The organism is Dysgonomonas sp. 520 (assembly GCF_010501095.1).
Taxonomy (GTDB): Bacteria; Bacteroidota; Bacteroidia; order Bacteroidales; family Dysgonomonadaceae; genus QVMP01.
Genome location: NZ_QVMP01000030.1, coordinates 16,806 through 32,967, shown reverse-complemented (window position 1 = coordinate 32,967; position 16,162 = coordinate 16,806). Strand labels below are relative to the sequence as shown.

Here is a 16,162-nt window from a genome sequence, read left to right as displayed (position 1 = left end):
CTGGGCATATACATTCGATAAATTATACAAACTATAAATAGCAACTTGAATTATTCTTATACGAATAAGTATAAATTAAAACGAATTAAAAAATGAAAGTAACAAACACAGTTATCACCAAACAGGCAAGTGCAGAGACAAGTAACGGAAAATATCAGATTGAATATACCGTTTCCGGAAATACGCTTGTACGTGTATTGGCATCCATCTCCGGTTTTCCGGATGAGAATCAAAATGAGCTTTATATCGGGAATATATCTTATGACAACGGGCAGATTACCTGTTCCCTGCCTAATCATATAAAGACATCTTTGTTCTTTGAAGATTTCGAGGGATTCATGGTTATGATCAAAACGGATGTCGAAGCCCTGATACAAAAGAAATAACAGAAATTGTAAAAACTAAAAAAAGACAGAAATGGAATTATTGATTAAAGACCGCCTGTACATTCCGGCATTATTGCCCAAAGAAGGAAACTTCAAACAGTTCAACCTGAAAAAAGAAATTCTTCGCAAAATAGAGATCACGGAAGAAGAGCGAAATACTGTCGGATTGAAAGAAAACCAAGAGACCAAGCGTATTGAATGGGATACAGAGAAAGATGTTCCGCTTTCGGTAGATTTTACGAATGAAGAAATCAATTACCTGAAAGAAGCCTGTGAACGGATATCTGATGAGAGCCTGCCTGACGACATGTGGGGCTGCGTAGAAAAACTGTATAATGAAAAGTAGCAGGTCAGTATTTAATTGGATACTTCTGTGATCTAATTGACTTAGATTATTTCACTTGCCAAAGTAATAAAAAGGTCTGCGACCTAAAACTTTTACCCTTGTCATATTCTACTCTTTAATGAGAGTATTAGACTGCACCCCGGATGCTCAAATGTACTCCGGGGATTTTAATTTAACCGGCTTATGGCAAGACAAGACATATATACGGATGCTGTACACGGGGAAGTGGAGACAACAGACAACCGGGCCAATAAAGTTATCTACGGATTCCTACTGTTGGATGAAATTCCGGTAGAAGACAATGATAATTACCGTTACGGGGAGATCAGTGTACCTTCCGGTTTTGAAACAAAATATAAGGATAAAAACGGCATTCATATCTATATACCGTATACACCAATCTACAAACAGCTCAAGCTTCGTTTTCGCATTGAACATGCGAATGGTTCTACTGAGTATATCCTCAATAAAACAGATAATAAATTGTGGTATCCGGTATTCAGGGAAACGGAAGGTAATGAAAAAGAGAGCATCTTCTTACCGGAATTTATAGGGTTGAATGAGAACGGTTTTTATAACCTGATCTTAAAAGACGGTTACCTGTCGGTTTACAGCGGTGATGAAACGGATTTCGAGATCAAGGCGGCGCTCAAGCAAAATGAGATCTTCCTGCTCAAAGCCGGAGCCGGAAACCTTTACCAGTTCCCGACTACGGGAGTAGGACTCATTGATTTCCTTCACGGGAACTTTGAGAATACAGGGCTTGCAGCTAAACTTCAACAGGAGTTTGAAAACGATAATATGTTGATCAATGAGGCATATATGGATTCCATAACGGGAGAATTGTATTTAGATGTAAAAGAGAAAAATGGGTAAATATACAGTAACAAGCGGACAGAACCTGTTCGACATATCCATGCATATCTACGGTTCGATAGAGGGAATAGTCGATTTGATGATGAATAATTCCGGGCTTTCACTGGCTGATGAATTGAAGGCCGGTGACGAACTTATTTTCACCGATGATTTTGTTATCAATAAGGACATTGTATCTTATTTCAGGATGAATAACCTTATACCGGCCAACGGGGAACGGCAGGTTTATTATAAAGAATCATCCTATCCACGGAGAATTATTATCCGGTTGAATAGTCAAAGAACTTCCGCTGCTTTCTCTATATCAGGGAACGGTATTATGGAAATCGACTGGGGGGATAATTCGCCGATAGAAGTCATCAGTTTAGAAAATGAACCTAAACACATCGGACATTTCTTCAACAGCCGAATAGCTTCTGAAAGGAGGATATACCTGTACGGGGATTTTGCGATAAAACAAATTGACCTGAGCCTATGCAGCGTTGATTCCCTGCTGCTCTTGTCTCCTGTAAATATAGAAAAATTTGTAATCAATGACACTCATTTGGATATTGGTTTCTTTCATCTACTGAATGATACCTATGACATAAACCTATGTGAATTGAAAACCTCTGATTTACTTCCACTACTTAATTGCAAGAAACTGATGAAGCTGGACCTTACGGATGCGGATATTCCACGGCAAATTCTGGATAATTACCTGATAGCACTTGTAAAACAGTATTACGGAAGACGGAATTGTATTGTTACACTTACGACTAAACCTTCAGGAGAATACAAGGAGCCCCAAAAGGATGAAAACGGAAATTATATACTTTCATCCGGCATGGAAGCAATATGGGTATTGACCAATGAACCTGCCTGGAATGAGGGTGGGCAATGGGCTTTTGATATTAACAATATTATCTACACGTATCTCCCTACATCTTCCAACCACGATTATTAAGTTTTGATAGCAGTAAACAAACAACCAAAAGAGGCTCTATTCTTTGATAAAACATCAGAATAACTATGAGCCGGACCATTAAGGAAATCTACAGTGAAGCGATAAAGGAACGTAACAAACGCATGGAGTTATCCGAGTTCTCCAATGACTCCAAAATGTCGATCATGAATGGCATGACATGGGCTTTTGCAGCGGTAATCTATGCTTTTGAAACAATCCTGGATGTGTTTGCTATCGATATATCGACAACGATTAACAATCGGGTCAACGGCACTCCGGTATATTATGCCAATGCTCTGCTTAGTTATCAAAAGGGAGATATCCTAACCGTCAGGGAAGACGGGTTGGCATTCGGGTATAATACAATAGACGAAAGTAAACGCATCATTACCCGTGTATCTTATTCGGAAAGCAGCAGCGATGTAAATCTGGATAACAAACTTATATTGAAAGTAGCGACCGGGACAAAAGGAAATCTTTCAGCTATATCACCGGAAGATTTAGTTATGATCAATGCTTATATCAACCAGATCAAGTTTGCCGGAACACGGATTGAAGTAACAAGCCATAACGGGGATGTGCTTATTCCGAGAGTTTCGGTTTACTATGACGGGGCGGTTATGGAATCGGAAATATACGATGCCATCGAGGAGAAGTTGAATGAGTATATAATGAATATTGAATTTGATGCCGGTGTGTATGTCTCCAAAGTCATTGAAGCCATCAAAAAAGCGGAACATGTAACCGATGTGTATATCGATACATCGGCTGTTCCCGAACAGGGAATATTTCTGGCCTGCTATGACAGTGACGGATTTATTGCCCAATCTAAAAAAATAGCCCGGATGACACATACAAGTTCCGGGTACATCCGGCAGTCAACAGGAAAAGGTGAAGAACAGGAATTACCCGGTTTTCGTCAGTCCATTAAACTAATAATAGATAGCGGATGCGATACAAACTGCCAACAGACAGGTTGATAAACCAGCTTGCTCCGCATTATTTACCGGGCAGGAAATATATCCTGTTCCTGCAAAGCCTTGTTTATCCGCTTTACACCTTGAATGAGCGGTTTATAATCTTTGCAAAGGAAAAACAGATTGAGGCCCGTATGACCAGCCAGGTTGTGTATTTTGAATGGTATTTAAACCGTAAGTTTAAAAAATATCTTGCCAATCCGGATGAAAGTATCTATATAAAGGACAGTACTTCAATCGGCGTGGATATCTACCATGAAAATGCACAGAACGGAAAACCGTTTACTGTCTGGTATGAAAACGAAACGGTTGCTACCGTCAATCCGTTAGAAAAACCGAGGGAATTCTATTTCCAAACGGAAGAAAAAGTTATCAATAAGGTCAGCTTCATGGTATGTGTCCCGGAGATCAATATTCCTGAGAATGAGTTCGTCTATATGCTCACGTATATTGTGAACACATATAAAATCGCCGGAAAGACTTATCTGATCAAGATTAATACAAAAGAGATTGAACGTTTTAAGTAGCGAGAGTAGAAGCAAAACTCGTTTTGATTATGCCGAGTCACGACAACCAACGGTCACAGGAGCGAAGCGTATGTAAAACGACTAATGTAATTGAACACATTAAAAAATAAAAAAATAGACACATGAAAGAATATATAGCCGAAACGGGAGGACGATACACTTACTCTGATGACATACTGAACCTGCAGGAGTTGTCCTTGAGCATGACTTCCATTTTTAGTGAATGTTCCAATTTTATCATATCCGGCCTGGAAGTATCCGGTAATGAAATATCTCAAGGTTATGTCTGGATCAACGGAAAAATCCGCTTGTTTCAGGGCGTTAAGGATATCACGTTCCCATACTATATTTATGAGAAGAACAATACGGATACAACAACCTATGCCAATGAAGTAAATAAGAAGGGGCGAACTAACTACCTGTGTGTCGGAGGCACATCTGTTCCGGATATCCCGGATGCGGTAACAGGGAAAGTTCCTCAGTTTATAGAACTGAAACAGGATTATTCACCGCGGTTCATTGATAAGTTCTTTGGGCGCTATGCCGTTTTACTGGAGACACCTTTTGCTAAACAAACCATAAAAAAGGATCTGGTCGTAGCAGGAAAGTTCTCGGGAGAAAAGGATATCGAATCAAAGACATCCGTATCTGTGGTGAATACCCAAAACGGCTATACATTAAGAAATATAGTCAAAGCAAGCGGGGACGGATCAGTCGGAGCTTACCTGAACGGATTACTAATCAATGAAATTGTAATTTCAACAGATGGCAGCTTCTGCTTTATGAAACAAGGCAAGGTTATAGCAACCGTTACTGAAAGCGGGATTTCTTATTCTGGTTCATCAGCAACGACATCGCAAACCGGGGCAATTCATATTTACGGATCAAATATAATAAACACGGATGACGCAACGGATGATGGATCGGTAGACATAAACAAGGTAGGATACAATAAAGAAGGAACAAAATTTCGGAACCTGAATGTATTTGACGGCAAGGGTTCAGCAACACCCTTGTTTCAGGTAAACGGAAAGACATCATCGGTCTATGTGAATTGTCCGTTTTATGTAAATACTTCCGGAAAAGGAATTAGCTTGTCAAATACTTCTTTCCTGAAATCGGATAAGCGTTTGACCGGTACATTTAGTTGGACGGATAGCGACAAGGAAGAGATTGCAGCAATTGGTTATGTGGCGAATGATTCCTTTGATTTCCTTATTAAAAATAACATCGGAAATATTGTCGTTTCAACGAAAGGATATCTGGATATTTTAGGGGAACTGAGGATTAACGGTATTGCTATTGGTTCGACCTATGTTACTCAAGTTTCATTAACAGCAGAGCTGAAGAAAAAGGTAAATATTGTTGCGGGAAAGCAGCTTTCCACGGAAGATTTTACCACAGAGTACAAAAAGAAACTGGATTCAATCAGTCAGGGAAGCATCAATAACGAAGGGGAAGGTTTTGTCAGTGCCAAGGAAGTAGCTGAGGCATTGGGCAAGAAACTGACAATCTTAGAAAACCTAAGTGACCTGAAAGATAAAGGGAAGGCACGGACTAATCTGGATGTGTTTTCTAAAGCGGAAGTTAATTCCGGATTTTTGAAGGTGTCGGGTAATTTGTTGGAGCTTGTAACATTGACGGCAGATGAAGTCAACGGGCTTACAACAGAACAGATCACCCAGAAGAAGGAACAAAAGCAAAGCACTGTCAGGAACAATATTGATGCCGAGAAAAAAGGTACCGGGGATTTAAAACTTGCCAAGGCTTCCAATCTCTCAGACTTACCGGACAAGGCACAGGCGAGAAAAAATATATCCGTTTACTCGACAACGGAAATAGATAACCTGCTCAAAGGGAAACTGTCAACAGATGCGGCTTATACAGGTGCTGTTTTTACCAATGACCAGAAGAAAAAACTGGAGGATATAAAAACCGGAAATTTTCAGGGTGTCGATAACGAAGGAAAAACAATTAACCAAACAGAAGGTTATTCATTGGTTTCTCATATTGTAAAGGAGTTTGCAAAGAAAGCGAACCTGTTGTTGGATGGCTACAATGACAGTCAGAAAAGTACCATTGCCGCAAACATCGGCGTTTATTCCAAAAGTAGCGCTGATGCTAAATTTGCATCTGTGGAGAGTTTGTTTCAGGATTATATTACACATTTGGTAAAACAAGGAAAAAACACATCGGAGGCTCAGAAAATACTCCGGGATAAATTGAATGCTCCGAGCAAGGAAGACGTTTCGGAGAATTATCTCCGGAGAGATTCGAAACTGACAGACTTATCTTTACCTAATGCCGATGCGAAAAAACTAGTTTGTCGCACCATCGGGGCGGCTTATGCAGATGAGTACCAAACCAAATTAATAGATACGGGCTGGATACAGATGAATAATTCAGGGTCGGGAACGGACACTCGTAATCTTTTTATCCGTCAGATCGGGAATGTTGTTTGTATCCAGGGAATCATTAATACGGCGAAACGGGATGGCAGTAACAAAGGAGGGACGATAGCCATTATTCCGAACCAGATTTCTCCACCCAAATACGGATTGCGGACTTCTTTTGCCGACTATAATGATGACCATAAATACAATCGTGGAGCTTCTTTTGTAATACAGGGAAATACCCGGAAAATATTGATATATGAAAGTGGCTGGTACAATGTAAATACAGAGATTCATTTTACTTATATGACATAATTATGAAACGGATAAACATTCAAAAAGACATTGAAAGCAGGAATAATATAGAGAATAACCTGCCTGCACCAGAGAGAATTGAAATTGAAACGGAAGTTGATCCGGTAATACAACAAGCAGATGCCGAAAGCGAAGTTATACGGGAAACTGAGACAGACCAGAGCCCCGAACGGGAACAGAAAACTAAGAAAAGAGGACGGGCGGCCAAGGGGGACACATAAAAGGTTCCTTTTCGAAGAGACACGGTTGGGCTTTTTCTTAAAGTATGAGGTTCCGGTGGTTTATGATATTATTATGAATATGACGCCGAAGAAACCTTTTCCCGAACCGCCATTATTATTGGTAAAGGCTGTATGCCGGGCTTCGAAGGACCCTTCTCTTAAAAAAGAAAAATTTCACAGGTATCTAAACATCTATGAGAAAGAAGGTCTATTCTGTAAAAGAGCCAAGCAGCTAACCCCTGAGCGTAAGCGATATTACGATGCGCTCAGGAAAAAGAAAATGGAAAAATTCATCCGGCAGAATAAAGAACGGATCGAACAATTAAGAAGAATTACCGAGGCTATTAACTGTGAAGAGGGCAAAAAACAAAAAGGTCTGTGACCTTATTTATTAATCATATTAAAACAAGAGAAAAAATGACAAAAGCGGATTTAATCAGTGAGATTTCAAAGAATACGGGTGTTAGCAGAGCTTCTGTATCCAATGTTCTTGAATCGTTTATGGAGACAGTAAAGAAATCTTTGGCAAATGACGAGGATGTTCATTTGCGGGGGTTCGGGAATTTCGTAGTGAAGCATAAAGCGGAGAAGAAAGCTCGTAATATCAATACCAATACACAGGTTATTGTTCCGGCTCATCGGGCTCCGGCGTTTAAGGTTTCGAAGGAGTTTCGGATTGGATAAAAAGAGTAGTATTACTGAATTTAACATAAAAAAATGCCTGTTTGGAATATTGTATCCAAAATAGGCATTTTCTTTTTCTACTTAAGGAAGAGAAAACTTCTGTATTTAGATGAAGTCTCTATTCCTCTATCTTTCAGTTAGCGAAACATCTTCTATTATAACTTAAGTATTCATAGATTTACGTTGATTTATATATTTTCTGCTTAAATATCGCATACCTATCTGTAAATAACATAATTATCTATTCTTATTTATCTGTATACGTCGTTTGGTTTATAATAAAAAGCAACATTTTTGATGGTTTTTGAACATTTTTTTACAGTTCTAATGCTTTAAAAAAATGTTCTTTGTATGCAGATCAGTTTGTAATAGTAATTTCATAAATTAATACCATGATGAAAAAAATAAGAAAAATTTTCTTGTTGTCCTTTTTTCCACATTGCGGGGCTATCTATGCTCGGGAGACAGAGTTCGAAGGAATGTCAAAATCAAAGACGGACAGTGATCTCCTTAATAAAATACAATTGTTTAAAATATTTAATTAATAGAATCTAAGAATGGAAGGCATGAAAAAATTACTTCTATGTGCACTATTCCTTTTAATGTGCACCATTGTACAGGCGCAAACCCTGACAGTACAGGGAAAAGTGGTTTCCAAAACAGATGGAGAACCAATTATTGGCGCTACGGTATTGGATACTAATAAGAAAACAAATGGAACCTCTACCGACTTTGATGGAAACTTTACACTATCGGTTGAAAACGGAACAGAACTACTCATTTCTTACATCGGATTTAAGGCTATTCGGGTAAAAGCGCAGGCTACATTGAATATTGCTTTGGAAGAAGATCAAGAAGTGTTACAAGAAGTAGTTGTAACGGGATATACCACTCAGCGTAAAGCCGACCTGACAGGAGCCATTTCTGTGGTCAGCGTGGATGATATTGCGAAGCAGAACGAGAATAACCCGATGAAGGCTTTGCAAGGACGTGTTCCCGGAATGAATATTACGGCAGATGGTAGTCCTAGCGGTAATGCTACTATCCGTATTCGTGGTATCGGAACATTGAATAATAATGACCCTCTTTACATTATAGATGGCGTTCCGACAAAAGCCGGAATGCACGAATTGAATGGTAATGATATTGAGTCTATACAGGTTTTGAAGGATGGAGCTTCTGCTTCCATCTACGGGTCTCGTGCTGCGAATGGTGTTATTATCATTACGACTAAAAAAGGCAAAAGCGGTCAATTGAAGATTAATTTTGATGCTTCTATTGCTGCTTCCATGTATTCCAATAAAATGGAAGTACTGAATGCCGAAGGATACGGCCGTGCCATGTGGCAAGCCTATGTAAATGAAGGGCAAGATCCGAATACAAATGCTCTGGGTTATAAATATAGTTGGGGATATGATGCAAATGGATACCCGCGACTAAACAATATCAGTATGTCTAAGTATCTTGATTCTGGCAACACAGTTCCGGCGGCAGATACAGATTGGTTTGATGAGACAACCCGTACCGGTCTTATACAGCAATACAATGTATCTGTAAGCAATGGTTCGGACAAAGGGAGTTCATTTTTCTCTTTGGGTTACTATAAGAATTTAGGTATTATAAAAGATACTGATTTTGAGCGTTTTTCGGCACGTATGAATACCGAGTATAACCTGGTCGATAAAATGTTAACAGTAGGAGAGCATTTTACATTAAACCGCACATCGGAAGTACAAGCTCCGGGAGGATTTTTGCAGAATGTACTACAGTTTAACCCTTCTCTTCCTGTTTATGACATTAATGGAGAATATGCAGGTCCTGTTGGGGGTTATCCCGACCGTGAAAATCCGGTTGCCAGATTGAAGCGTAATTCAGATAACCGTTATACATATTGGCGCATGTTCGGTGATGCTTATGTAAACCTCAATCCGTTCAAAGGATTCAATCTGCGCTCTACATTCGGATTAGATTATGCTCAGAAATCGCAGCGCATCTTTACATATCCTATCACTGAAGGAAATGTTGCCAATAATAAGAATGCTGTGGAAGCCAAACAAGAACACTGGACTAAATGGATGTGGAATGCTATTGCCACTTATAATTTAGAAATAGGCAAGCATCGGGGTGATGCAATGGTCGGAACGGAACTTAATCGCGAAGATGACAGTTATTTCTCCGGTTATAAAGAAGATTTTACTATTCTGAATCCTGATTATATGTGGCCGAATGCCGGTTCGGGTACAGCTCAGGCTTATGGTTCGGCGGAAGGTTTTTCTTTGGTTTCATTCTTCGGGAAATTAAATTATACTTATGATGATAAATACTTGGCATCATTAACCTTACGTCATGACGGTTCTTCCCGTTTCGGAAAAAATAACCGTTATGCAACATTCCCCTCTTTCTCGTTGGGATGGCGTATGAGCAGCGAAAACTTCATGCAAGGCCTCACTTGGATTGATGATTTGAAAATCCGTGGCTCATGGGGGCAAACAGGTAATCAGGAAATTTCTAATATTGCCCGCTATACGATTTATGTTCCTAATTATGGTGTAACAGAATCGGGAGGACAAAGCTATGGTACTTCTTATGACATTGCCGGAACCAATGGAGGAAGTATTTTACAGTCAGGATTCAAACGCAATCAAATAGGTAATGATGATATAAAATGGGAAACAACTACCCAAACCAATTTCGGACTCGATTTTTCGATTCTAAATCAGAGCTTGTATGGATCATTTGATGTCTTCTATAAGAAAACCACAGATATTCTGGTGCAAATGGCAGGTATTGCCGCAATGGGAGAAGGCAGTACTCAATGGATCAATGCCGGAGAAATGAAGAATAACGGTTTGGAGTTCAATCTGGGTTATCGTAATAAAACAGCATTTGGCCTGAAGTACGACTTAAATGCAAATATATCTTCTTATCGGAATGAAATCACGGCCTTGCCGGCAACAGTTATCGCAAATGGAACCTTTGGTGGAAATGGAGTTAAAAGCGTGATTGGGCATGCCAATGGTTCGCAGGTAGGCTATGTAGCCGATGGTATTTTCAAATCTCAGGAAGAAATCGATAGCCATGCAACACAGGAAGGTGCCGGTTTGGGGCGTATTCGCTGGCGCGATCTGGACGATAATGGCGTGATTGACGAAAGAGATCAAAAATGGATTTACGACCCCACTCCATCGTTCAGCTATGGGTTCAATATCTATCTGGAGTATAAAAACTTCGATTTTACGATGTTTTGGCAAGGAGCGCAAGGCGTAGATGTGATTAGTGATTTGAAGAAAGAAACTGACCTCTGGAGCGGTCTTAATATCGGTTTTCTGAACAAAGGCGAACGTGTGCTCAATGCGTGGTCCCCAACCAATCCTAATTCGGATATTCCTGCATTGTCACGCAGTGATTTGAATAATGAAAAACGCGTTTCCACTTATTTTGTAGAAAATGGCTCGTTCCTGAAACTGCGTAATGTACAGCTTGGTTATAATGCGCCCGAAAGTCTTGCCAAGAAATTGAAGATGAGTCATCTTCGCTTCTATTTCAGTGCTCAAAACGCATTAACTATCAAGAGCAAGAGTTTTACGGGTGTAGACCCTGAAAATGCAAACTATGGTTATCCTATTCCAATGAATTTGACTTTTGGAGTTAATGTCGGTTTTTAATAAAATAAATCAGTTTCTTATGAAAAATATAATATATACAGCAATTCTGGGACTTACACTTGTGTGTGGCGGTTGTTCTGATTTTCTGGAAGATCAAGTGCCTCAGGGAACTATCAATGATGAACAACTTAAAGATCCCGCCTATATTGATAATCTGGTTATATCTGCCTATGCGGTATGGATTACGGCCGAAGATATCAACTCTTCTTTCTCTATGTGGAACTATGACGTGCGTTCCGACGATGCCTATAAAGGAGGTAACGGAACGGAAGATGGTGATGTGTTTCATGCATTGGATGTTTCGCAGGGCATTATGACTACTGCATGGAATATCAGCGATATGTGGCAACGTTTGTATAATTGCATATCACGTGTCAATACATCTTTACAATTGCTCGAACAAGTCGATGGAAATGTTTACTCACTGAAACAACAACGTATTGCAGAAATGCGGTTCTTACGCGGACATGGTCATTTTCTACTGAAACGTTTATATAAGAATATTGTGTTTGCTACCGATGCCAGCCTGTCGCCGGAAGAATATAACTTTCTTTCTAATACAGCTTATACAAATGATGAAGGTTGGCAACAAATTGCTGATGATTTTCAGTTTGCCTATGATAACCTTCCTGCCAAACAATCAGATAAAGGGCGTCCTACCAAGGCTGCGGCAGCTGCTTATCTGGCAAAAACTTATCTATATAAGGCATATCGTCAAGATAATGCCAATAGCCATGAAGTGACAAGTATCAGCACTGAAGATTTATTACAGGTTGTGAAATATACCGAAAATAGTATTATGTCGGCAGGCGGTTATGCTTTGGAACCTGACTTTCACAACAATTTCCGTCCGGAACCTCAATACGAAAATGGATCCGAATCCCTATGGGCAATGCAGTATTCGATGAATGACGGAACTAATAATGGTAACTGTAATTGGTCTTATGGCTTGATTGTTCCTAATATTCCCGGAGTGACTGATGGCGGTTGTGACTTTTATAAACCGAGCCAGAATCTGGTAAATGCATTCAGAACAGATAATAATGGTTATCCGTTATTCGACTCATTCAACAGTCAGGATTATGATCCTCAAACCGATTATGCAGACCCTCGCTTATTCCTGACTATAGGAATGCCGGGATTTCCTTACGAGTTCAATAAAAATTATATGGTGGATGAATCTACGACATGGAGCCGTAGCAACGGACTTTACGGATACTATGTGACTTTAAAGCATAACGTTGATCCCGATGGCGATTATTTAATCAAGGGTTCATGGTGGGGATCACCAATGAATCGCATCGTATTGCGATATGCCGATGTATTATTGATGCGTGCCGAAGCTTTGATTCAGTTAAACGATGGCCGTATAAATGAAGCCGTTAGTCTGATAAATCAGGTACGTAGCCGTGCAAAACAAAGCACCGCGATGATCTCTGATTATGAAATGGAATATGGTGTTCGTTTTAATATTCAACCTTATACAGGATCTTATTCACAACAGGAAGCTCTTAAATTATTGAAATTTGAGCGTCGTGTAGAAATGGCTATGGAATCGGAACGTTTCTTTGATTTGGTCAGATGGGGAGAAGCTGCTGAAGTATTGAACAGATTCTTTGCACAAGAAGCTAATGACTGTACTATTTATTCCAACGCTTCATTTACTAGGAATAAGAATGAATATCTGCCGATTCCATTTGCACAAATGAGTGCCAGTAATGGAAATTATACTCAGAATATTGGTGGATGGTAATAGTAATCTTTATATAATCACGAATATATGAAATCAATAATAAATAAAATAAACTTACTCCTTCTGGCAACTGCAATCATGTTTGTTGCTTCAGGATGTAATGATGACAACACATCAAATCTCCAATTAGATGGAGATACATGGATAACTTCTTTTACTCTGGATAATAATTATGCAGGAGTGATAGACCATACAACGAAGACAATAACAGTAGGAGTTCCCGAAATATACGATACGGAAGCAATGACTATTACTGACATCAGATTTTCTGATGGCGCACAAGCTTCCGTAAAGGTGGGCGATGTCCTGAATTTTTCATTCCCTCAGGTTATCAAAATTACCAATGGAGATGTCTTCATGGACTATACAATTAATATCAAGCATGATGAGGCTAAAATCCTGACATTTAGGCTGAATGACGTATATTCCGGAGTTATAGACCATGGAAAACACAGCATTACGGTACGAGTTCCCAGTACAGTTGATGTAAAAAACTTAGTTCCGGCAATAACAACCTCTGAAGGTGCTGTTGTGACACCTGCTTCAGGTTTGGCTGTTGATTTTACCAATCCCGTCGATTTCACTGTAACATATAATACAGCATCAGCAATTTATAAAGTAACCGTCATTCCTACGGATGCACCTAGTGCTGTTTATGTGGGCTTAGCTACATCAATGGACTTATTGAATGCCGAGGAAAAAGAGGCGGCTACCTGGATGTTGAATAATATTGCGAATTCTCAATATATTTCTTTTGAAGATGTGCAGGCCGGCAGGGTAGATCTGAGCGAATGCAAATTGATGTGGTGGCACCTGCATATTGATGGAGGAATCGATTCAATGAACAAATTTGACACCGCAGCTCCTTCAGCTGTCAATGCTTTAGTTAAGATGAAAGAACTGTATAATAATGGAATGAATTTATTGCTTACCCGCTATGCTACATATTATGCAGCGAAACTAGGTGTAACTCTGGATGGAAATAATCCCAACAATTGCTGGGGACAGTCGGAAGAAACAGGCGAAATTACAGGTGGACCATGGAGCTTCTCAATGGCAGGGCACGAAAATCATCCGCTTTATCAGAATCTGATAATGGTGAATGGAGAAACAAGTAATGTGTATACATGTGGTGCCGGATACAGAATTACCAACAGTACGGCACAATGGCATATCGGTTCCGATTGGGGAGGCTACGACAATTATGACGTATGGAGAGAAAAAACCGGAGGGCTTGACTTAGGTTATGGTGGCGATGGTGCTGTCGTAGCATGGGAATACTTGCCGGCAGACACGAAGGGTGGCATTGTATGTATCGGATCGGGATGTTATGACTGGTATGCTTTCGGAGTAGATATCTCGGCGGATAGATATCATGAAAATGTAGCCCGAATGACAGAGAATGCAATCAACTATTTAATGAGCAAATAAAAACGTAATTTATGAAAACAATGATATATTCACTCGCATTAACTGCACTGCTGACTTCTTTTGTAGGTTGCAGTGACGATAATGATCCGGTACTGACTCAAAAAGACTGGGACGGAACAGCGACCTATTTTGAATCTGCAGATACAAAAAGTTTTGATACCTATTATAAGCCTTATGTGGGTTATGTAGGAGACCCCATGCCTTTCTATGATCCTGTTGCGAAGGATTTTAAGATAATGTATTTACAAGAATTCCGCCCCAATCAGGCAGGGACTTACCACCCGATCTGGGCATTAAGCACTAAAGATGCAGGCAGCTACACTTCTTTAGGAGAATTGATTTCTTGTGGTGGACTGGCTGAGCAGGATGCTGCGATTGGCACAGGTTGCACTATCTATAATCCTGCGGATAAATTATATTATACTTTCTATACAGGTAATAAATACAGGCCTACATCTTCAGAAAACGGTCAGGTTGTAATGGTAGCAACCTCTAGTGACTTTACGACTTGGACTAAAGACCGTAATTTCTATTTAAAGGGTGATACCGACGGTTACAGCAAGAATGATTTTCGCGACCCGTTTGTGTTTGAAGGTGAAGACGGTAAATACCACATGATTGTGTCCACCACCAAAGATGGAAGAGGCGTATTGGCTGAGTACACATCTACAGACATGAAGGCATGGAGCCATGCAGGCGTATTTATGCCTATGCACTGGGATCGTTTCTATGAGTGCCCGGATGTGTTTAAGATGGGCGACTGGTGGTATCTCGTTTATTCAGATATGTCTAAATGGTCTCGTAAGGTTCAATATTTTAAAGGGCGCACATTGGACGAGTTGAGAAAATCTACCGATCCGCTTACGTTCCCCGATAGCAAAGAAGGCGTTTTAGATTCTCGTGCCTTCTATGCAGGAAAAACAGCTTCAGACGGAACAAACCGTTATATCTGGGGATGGTGTCCTACGCGTCCGGGCAATGATAATACGGATGTTGGTGCCGATAATGAACCGGAATGGTCAGGAAATTTAGTTGCCCATAAAATTATTCAACATGAAGATGGCACATTATCATTTGGACTTGTAGAAGGCATTAGCCAAAAATATAATGTTGAATCTGTTGCGAAAGTAATGGAAAAGAATAATGGTGCATCAATGAGCAATGGCAATTATACATTGACTGACGATTCGTACGTGTTATTCAACCGTTTGAATGTGCATAATAAGATTTCATTTACAGTGAAAACCACAAGCAATGCAGATAAGTTTGGTTTTTCTTTTGTCCGAGGTACAGACTCTAAGAAGTACTACACAATTGTTGTGAATCCGGAGGACAATAACAATAAAAGAAAAATAAATTTTGAAGAGGAAGGCGAAGAAGGAAAAGGTTTCATTGCCGGAATAGACGGGTATCTGTTCGATACTCCAGTCGATAATGTGTATAATGTGACTATTTGTACCGATAATTCAGTTTGTGTAGTATATATCAATGATAATGTCGCCTATACAAACCGCATCTATGGTATACAGAAGAACTCATGGTCTATAAACAGTTATTCGGGAACTGTAGAAGTGAGCAATCTTAAAGTCAGTTATTATTAATTGGATATGAGTTTGAAGTAAAACCTTTCAAAATGAAATAT

The 16,162-nt window shown here is 39.7% G+C and carries 14 protein-coding genes; all 14 read left to right on the top strand.

Annotated features, from left to right (window positions below; all coding sequences use genetic code 11):
• Positions 1-92: 92 nt before the first annotated feature.
• The 14 genes from D0T56_RS15065 to D0T56_RS15000 all read left to right on the top strand — a co-directional run bounded on the left by D0T56_RS15065 (position 93) and on the right by D0T56_RS15000 (position 16,121).
• On the top strand, positions 93-386 hold the full coding sequence (locus D0T56_RS15065; protein WP_163320993.1) for a hypothetical protein: 294 nt from the start codon (positions 93-95) through the stop codon (positions 384-386).
• Positions 387-417: 31 nt separating this feature from the next.
• Positions 418-732, top strand: a complete 315-nt coding sequence (locus tag D0T56_RS15060) for an RNA-binding protein (protein WP_163320992.1) — start codon at positions 418-420, stop codon at positions 730-732.
• Between the two features lie 183 nt (positions 733-915).
• Positions 916-1,608 (top strand): hypothetical protein, encoded by a 693-nt coding sequence (locus D0T56_RS15055; RefSeq protein ID WP_163320991.1) that lies wholly within the window; start codon positions 916-918, stop codon positions 1,606-1,608.
• The gene (locus tag D0T56_RS15050; protein ID WP_163320990.1) at positions 1,601-2,554 is read left to right on the top strand and encodes a hypothetical protein; all 954 of its coding nucleotides are present in this window, start codon (positions 1,601-1,603) and stop codon (positions 2,552-2,554) included. The genes D0T56_RS15055 and D0T56_RS15050 overlap by 8 nt, the downstream gene beginning before the upstream one ends.
• 65 nt (positions 2,555-2,619) lie before the next feature.
• A complete protein-coding gene (locus D0T56_RS15045) occupies positions 2,620-3,534 on the top strand; it encodes a hypothetical protein (protein WP_163320989.1) in 915 nt (304 codons plus the stop codon).
• A complete protein-coding gene (locus D0T56_RS15040) occupies positions 3,504-4,058 on the top strand; it encodes a hypothetical protein (protein ID WP_163320988.1) in 555 nt (184 codons plus the stop codon). The genes D0T56_RS15045 and D0T56_RS15040 overlap by 31 nt, the downstream gene beginning before the upstream one ends.
• Positions 4,059-4,180: 122 nt before the next feature.
• Positions 4,181-6,766: a hypothetical protein gene (locus D0T56_RS15035; protein ID WP_163320987.1), complete on the top strand. Its 2,586-nt coding sequence runs from the start codon at positions 4,181-4,183 to the stop codon at positions 6,764-6,766.
• 2 nt (positions 6,767-6,768) lie between these two features.
• Entirely contained in the window at positions 6,769-6,987 is a 219-nt protein-coding gene (locus D0T56_RS15030) for a hypothetical protein (RefSeq protein ID WP_163320986.1), read from the top strand.
• 79 nt (positions 6,988-7,066) lie between these two features.
• Positions 7,067-7,369: a hypothetical protein gene (locus tag D0T56_RS15025; RefSeq protein ID WP_163320985.1), complete on the top strand. Its 303-nt coding sequence runs from the start codon at positions 7,067-7,069 to the stop codon at positions 7,367-7,369.
• A 35-nt stretch (positions 7,370-7,404) separates the two neighbouring features.
• Positions 7,405-7,671, top strand: a complete 267-nt coding sequence (locus D0T56_RS15020) for an HU family DNA-binding protein (RefSeq protein WP_163320984.1) — start codon at positions 7,405-7,407, stop codon at positions 7,669-7,671.
• 557 nt (positions 7,672-8,228) lie between these two features.
• The gene (locus D0T56_RS15015) at positions 8,229-11,336 is read left to right on the top strand and encodes a TonB-dependent receptor (protein ID WP_163320983.1); all 3,108 of its coding nucleotides are present in this window, start codon (positions 8,229-8,231) and stop codon (positions 11,334-11,336) included.
• A gap of 19 nt (positions 11,337-11,355) precedes the next feature.
• On the top strand, positions 11,356-13,089 hold the full coding sequence (locus D0T56_RS15010; RefSeq protein WP_163320982.1) for a RagB/SusD family nutrient uptake outer membrane protein: 1,734 nt from the start codon (positions 11,356-11,358) through the stop codon (positions 13,087-13,089).
• Between the two features lie 27 nt (positions 13,090-13,116).
• Complete coding sequence (locus tag D0T56_RS15005) at positions 13,117-14,520, top strand: DUF4960 domain-containing protein (RefSeq protein ID WP_163320981.1); 1,404 nt, start codon at positions 13,117-13,119, stop codon at positions 14,518-14,520.
• An 11-nt stretch (positions 14,521-14,531) separates the two neighbouring features.
• Positions 14,532-16,121 (top strand): glycoside hydrolase family 32 protein, encoded by a 1,590-nt coding sequence (locus D0T56_RS15000; RefSeq protein WP_163320980.1) that lies wholly within the window; start codon positions 14,532-14,534, stop codon positions 16,119-16,121.
• The last annotated feature ends 41 nt before the right edge of the window (positions 16,122-16,162 follow it).